4 protein-coding genes and 2 pseudogenes are annotated in these 4061 nt (G+C 68.3%); 1 reads left to right on the top strand and 5 read right to left on the bottom strand.

The features are described 5' to 3' along the window. Positions 1 to 149: pseudogene (locus QZ433_RS14875) on the top strand (ATP-dependent Clp protease ATP-binding subunit ClpX); the annotation flags it as partial. A 54-nt stretch (positions 150 to 203) separates the two neighbouring features. Here the strand turns inward: QZ433_RS14875 and clpX are convergent. The 5 genes and pseudogenes from clpX to QZ433_RS14850 all read right to left on the bottom strand — a co-directional run. After that, a pseudogene (gene clpX, locus QZ433_RS14870) lies at positions 204 to 1424 on the bottom strand (ATP-dependent Clp protease ATP-binding subunit ClpX); the annotation flags it as partial. 377 nt (positions 1425 to 1801) lie between these two features. Continuing rightward, positions 1802 to 2464, bottom strand: coding sequence for an ATP-dependent Clp protease proteolytic subunit (locus QZ433_RS14865; RefSeq protein ID WP_108320609.1), 663 nt, complete (start codon positions 2462 to 2464; stop codon positions 1802 to 1804). A gap of 23 nt (positions 2465 to 2487) precedes the next feature. Beyond that, a complete protein-coding gene (locus QZ433_RS14860; RefSeq protein WP_058231493.1) occupies positions 2488 to 3072 on the bottom strand; it encodes an ATP-dependent Clp protease proteolytic subunit in 585 nt (194 codons plus the stop codon). Between the two features lie 78 nt (positions 3073 to 3150). After that, entirely contained in the window at positions 3151 to 3639 is a 489-nt protein-coding gene (locus QZ433_RS14855; RefSeq protein WP_295784927.1) for a tetratricopeptide repeat protein, read from the bottom strand. A 234-nt stretch (positions 3640 to 3873) separates the two neighbouring features. Continuing rightward, positions 3874 to 4061 (bottom strand): hypothetical protein (locus tag QZ433_RS14850; RefSeq protein ID WP_295784925.1); only part of this gene is annotated, 188 nt, incomplete at its 5' end.

Here is a 4061-nt window from a genome sequence, read left to right as displayed (position 1 = left end):
TTCGCGCGATCCTCGAGGACGTACTCGGTCCGATCATGTTCGACGTGCCGTCGGCCGACGACATCGCCAAGGTCGTCATCACGCGCGCGGCCGTCGAGGACGGCGCGCAGCCGACGATCGTGCTGGCGCAGAAGCGACGCAGCGCCTAGGGACCGGTCCGGGGCGTCGCGCCAGGCGAGCGGCCGCGGTCGCGGCTGCGCGCCGTCCTCGACGGCCGCGCGCGTGATGACGACCTTGGCGATGTCGTCGGCCGACGGCACGTCGAACATGATCGGACCGAGTACGTCCTCGAGGATCGCGCGAAGTCCGCGGGCTCCGGTCTTGCGGGCCACGGCGAGGTCGGCGATCGCCCGCAGGGCGTCCTCGTCGAACTCCAGCTGCACGCCGTCGAGCTCGAACATCCTCTGGTACTGCTTGACCAGGGCGTTGCGCGGCGCGGTGAGGATCTCCATCAGCGCGTCCTGATCGAGCGGAGAGACGGATGCCACGACCGGCAGACGGCCGATGAACTCGGGGATGAGACCGAACTTGTGCAGGTCTTCGGGCAGTGCCTCGCTGAAGAGGTCGGGCGCGTCTTCTTTCCGGTGCAGCGGAGCGCCGAAGCCGACGCCGTGCTTGCCGACCCGCGCCGAGATGATCTCTTCGAGGCCGGCGAAGGCCCCCGCGACGATGAACAGGACGTTCGTCGTGTCGATCTGAATGAACTCCTGGTGGGGATGCTTGCGGCCGCCCTGGGGCGGAACCGAGGCGACCGTGCCCTCGAGGATCTTCAGCAGCGCCTGCTGCACGCCCTCGCCCGAGACATCGCGCGTGATCGAGGGGTTCTCGGCCTTTCGGGCGATCTTGTCGACCTCGTCGATGTAGATGATGCCCGTCTCGGCGCGCTTGACGTCGAAGTCGGCGGCCTGCAAGAGCTTGAGCAGGATGTTCTCGACGTCTTCGCCGACGTAGCCGGCCTCGGTGAGGGCCGTGGCATCCGCGACCGCGAAGGGGACGTTGAGGCGCTTCGCGAGGGTCTGCGCCAGATAGGTCTTGCCGCAGCCGGTCGGGCCGAGCAGCAGGATGTTGCTCTTGGCGATGTCGATCTCTTCGGCGCGAGCCTCGGCGGGCTGCAGGGTGCCGTGCGCGCGGACGCGCTTGTAGTGGTTGTAGACGGCGACGGCGAGGGCGCGCTTGGCTGGCTCTTGACCGACGACGTACTCCTCGAGGAACGAGAAGATCTCGCGGGGCTTGGGCAGATCGAACTCGGCCACCTCGCCGGCAGACGACTCGGCCATGCGCTCTTCGATGATCTCGTTGCACAGCTCGACGCATTCGTCGCAGATGTACACGCCTGGACCGGCGATGAGCTGCTGTACCTGCTTCTGACTCTTGCCGCAGAAGGAGCACTTGAACAGGTCGGCGCTCTCACCGATGCGTGCCATGGCCGGATCCTCCCGTCACCCGGCCCCCGCCGGTGTGTTACCCGAGCCTAACCCGACCCCGGGCGAACCGAGGGCATTTGCGCGTCCGGCGGTGTCGTGATCGCCCTCGGCGTCATCCCGTGGACCACGGCGGGCGGCGTGACGAGGGCTTCCGGACGGTGTCGACCGCGGCCGGTGCCACGACACGGCATCCCCCCGACATCTCGGTTGCAGGATGTCGCCGACTTGTCAGCCGGGTGCAGTCTCGAGGCACTACCCGGCGGGGGTCGGCACCGGTGCGAGACGGGGCGGAGCCGACCGCAGGAGCGCGCGCGGCGCCGCGCACGACGGCGCCCCGCAGACCGGAACGGGTCTGCGGGGCGCCGAGGAGCAGCGGGTCAGGCGGTGAGAGCCGCAGGCTGGCGCTTGCGGGTCGTAAGCACCTGGTCGACGATGCCGTACTCCATGGCCTCGTGGGCCGAGAGGATCTTGTCGCGGTCGATGTCCTTGTTGACCTTGGCGACGTCCTGGCCGGTGTGACGGGCCATCGTCTCTTCGAGCCAGGTACGCATGCGCAGGATCTCCTGCGCCTGGATCTCGATGTCCGACGCCTGACCGTGACCGGCCTCGCCCATGGCGGGCTGGTGGATCAGGATGCGGGCGTTGGGCAGGGCGAGACGCTTGCCGGGGGCGCCGGCGGCGAGAAGGACGGATGCCGCGGACGCGGCCTGTCCGAGCACGACGGTCTGGATCTGCGGCGAGACGTACTGCATGGTGTCGTAGATCGCCGTCATGGCCGTGAACGAGCCGCCGGGCGAGTTGATGTACATGATGATGTCGCGGTCGGGGTCCTGCGACTCGAGCACGAGCAGCTGGGCCATGACGTCGTCGGCCGAGGCGTCGTCGACCTGTACGCCGAGGAAGATCACGCGGTCTTCGAACAGCTTGTTGTACGGGTCCTGGCGCTTGTAGCCGTAGGCCGTGCGCTCCTCGAACTGAGGAAGGACGTAGCGACTCGAAGGCATGTGCGCTGCGGCGCCGCCGAAAGTGGGGATGTTCATGATGGTGTCCTTTTCCTCTCGACTCAGGCCGCGGTTCCGCCGCCGCCGGTGACGTCGGTGGCGTGCTCGCGCATGTGGTCGACGAAGCCGTACTCGAGCGCCTCCTGCGCCGTGAACCAGCGGTCGCGGTCGCCGTCGGCGTTGATCTGCTCGACGCTCTTGCCGGTCTGGTTCGCGGTGATCTCGGCGAGGCGGCGCTTCATGTCGAGGATGAGCTGCGCCTGCGTCTGGATGTCGCTCGACGTGCCGCCGAAGCCGCCGTGGGGCTGGTGCAGCAGCACGCGCGCGTTGGGCGTGATGTAGCGCTTGCCCTTGGTGCCGCTGGTCAGCAGCAGCTGACCCATCGACGCCGCCATGCCGATACCGACCGTGACGATGTCGTTCGGCACGAACTGCATGGTGTCGTAGATCGCCATGCCGGCCGTGATCGAGCCGCCGGGCGAGTTGATGTAGAGGTAGATGTCCTTCTGCGGGTCCTCTGCCGCGAGCAGCAGGATCTTGGCGCAGATCTCGTTGGCGTTCTCGTCACGCACCTCCGAACCGAGCCAGATGATGCGGTCCTTCAGCAGCCTGTCGAAGACGCTCGTTGCCATAAGGGGTTCGGGCATGTGTGCTCCTCTTCCGGTGATCTGCAACGAATCTACCGGCGGGCTCCGACACCGGATGCCGTGTTCGCCGCGGGCGGATCAGTCGAGGTGATCGGCGATTTCTCGCGCGTATCCGGTCACGGAACGGGTATAGCGGGGCAGGTGCGGGGCGAGCGCCTGCAGAGCGACGGATGCCGCCCGTTCGGCGTCACCGTTCGACACCAGGGCCAGGGCGTAGAAGGCGGCGGCCGCGTCGTGCAGGGGCCCGCGCGGCTCTCGCTCGTACTCGGCGCGGAGCATCGCGAGCGACTCCTCGGTCTTGCCGAGGTTGCGGATCGTGCTCGCCAGTTGAATGGTGGCCCGCGTCCGGCGCTCGTCGTCGAGCCCGATCGCGAGGGCGCGCCGGTACAGCACCTCGGCCTCGTCCTCGACGCCGGCCGAGTCGCGCGCCCCGGCGCGTTCGAAGAGCGCGACAGGATCGTCGACGGGCCGCTCAGCGGCGAGGGCGTCTATGCGCGCGATCACGTCGTGGGGATCGAGCGTGTCGTCGGCCCAGACGGCATCCACTCTGTTCTGCCAGTCGTTCATGGATCGTCTGCTCCTTCTCGTGGGCCGCCCGCGTGTCGTCAGGGCGCAACGCGCCTGAGTGTCCGCTTCACCCGGACGAGTTCGAATCCGGTCCGGATGTCTCGGACACCCAACCGAAGGTGAGGGGAGGTGGCGAGCCCCCGGGACACCGAGCGCGCCCTGAACACTCGACGGCATGTGGGGATGAGAAAAAGGGGGTGGATGCCGTGGCATCCACCCCCCCTTCACAGGGACTTACTCGGCGGCGTCGGCCTTCTTCTTGGCCGGGGCGCGCTTCTTGGCGGGAGCCTTCGCGGGTGCCTCGTCGGCGGGAGCCTCGTCCGCGGCGGGAGCCTCGTCGGCGGCCTTCTTCTTGGCGGGGGCGCGCTTCTTGGCGGGCGCCTTGGCGGGAGATCGGTAGGGCGGCGGGGAGGGGTAGGGGG

The organism is uncultured Microbacterium sp., from assembly GCF_913776565.1.
Lineage (GTDB): Bacteria > Actinomycetota > Actinomycetes > Actinomycetales > Microbacteriaceae > Microbacterium.
This window is presented reverse-complemented; position numbering and strand designations above follow the sequence as displayed.

Coding starts and splice junctions, on each gene's coding strand:
- QZ433_RS14865 (WP_108320609.1), bottom strand. CDS start 2,464: ATGAACATCCCCACTTTCGGCGGCGCCGCAGCGCACATGCCTTCGAGT.
- QZ433_RS14860 (WP_058231493.1), bottom strand. CDS start 3,072: ATGCCCGAACCCCTTATGGCAACGAGCGTCTTCGACAGGCTGCTGAAG.
- QZ433_RS14855 (WP_295784927.1), bottom strand. CDS start 3,639: ATGAACGACTGGCAGAACAGAGTGGATGCCGTCTGGGCCGACGACACG.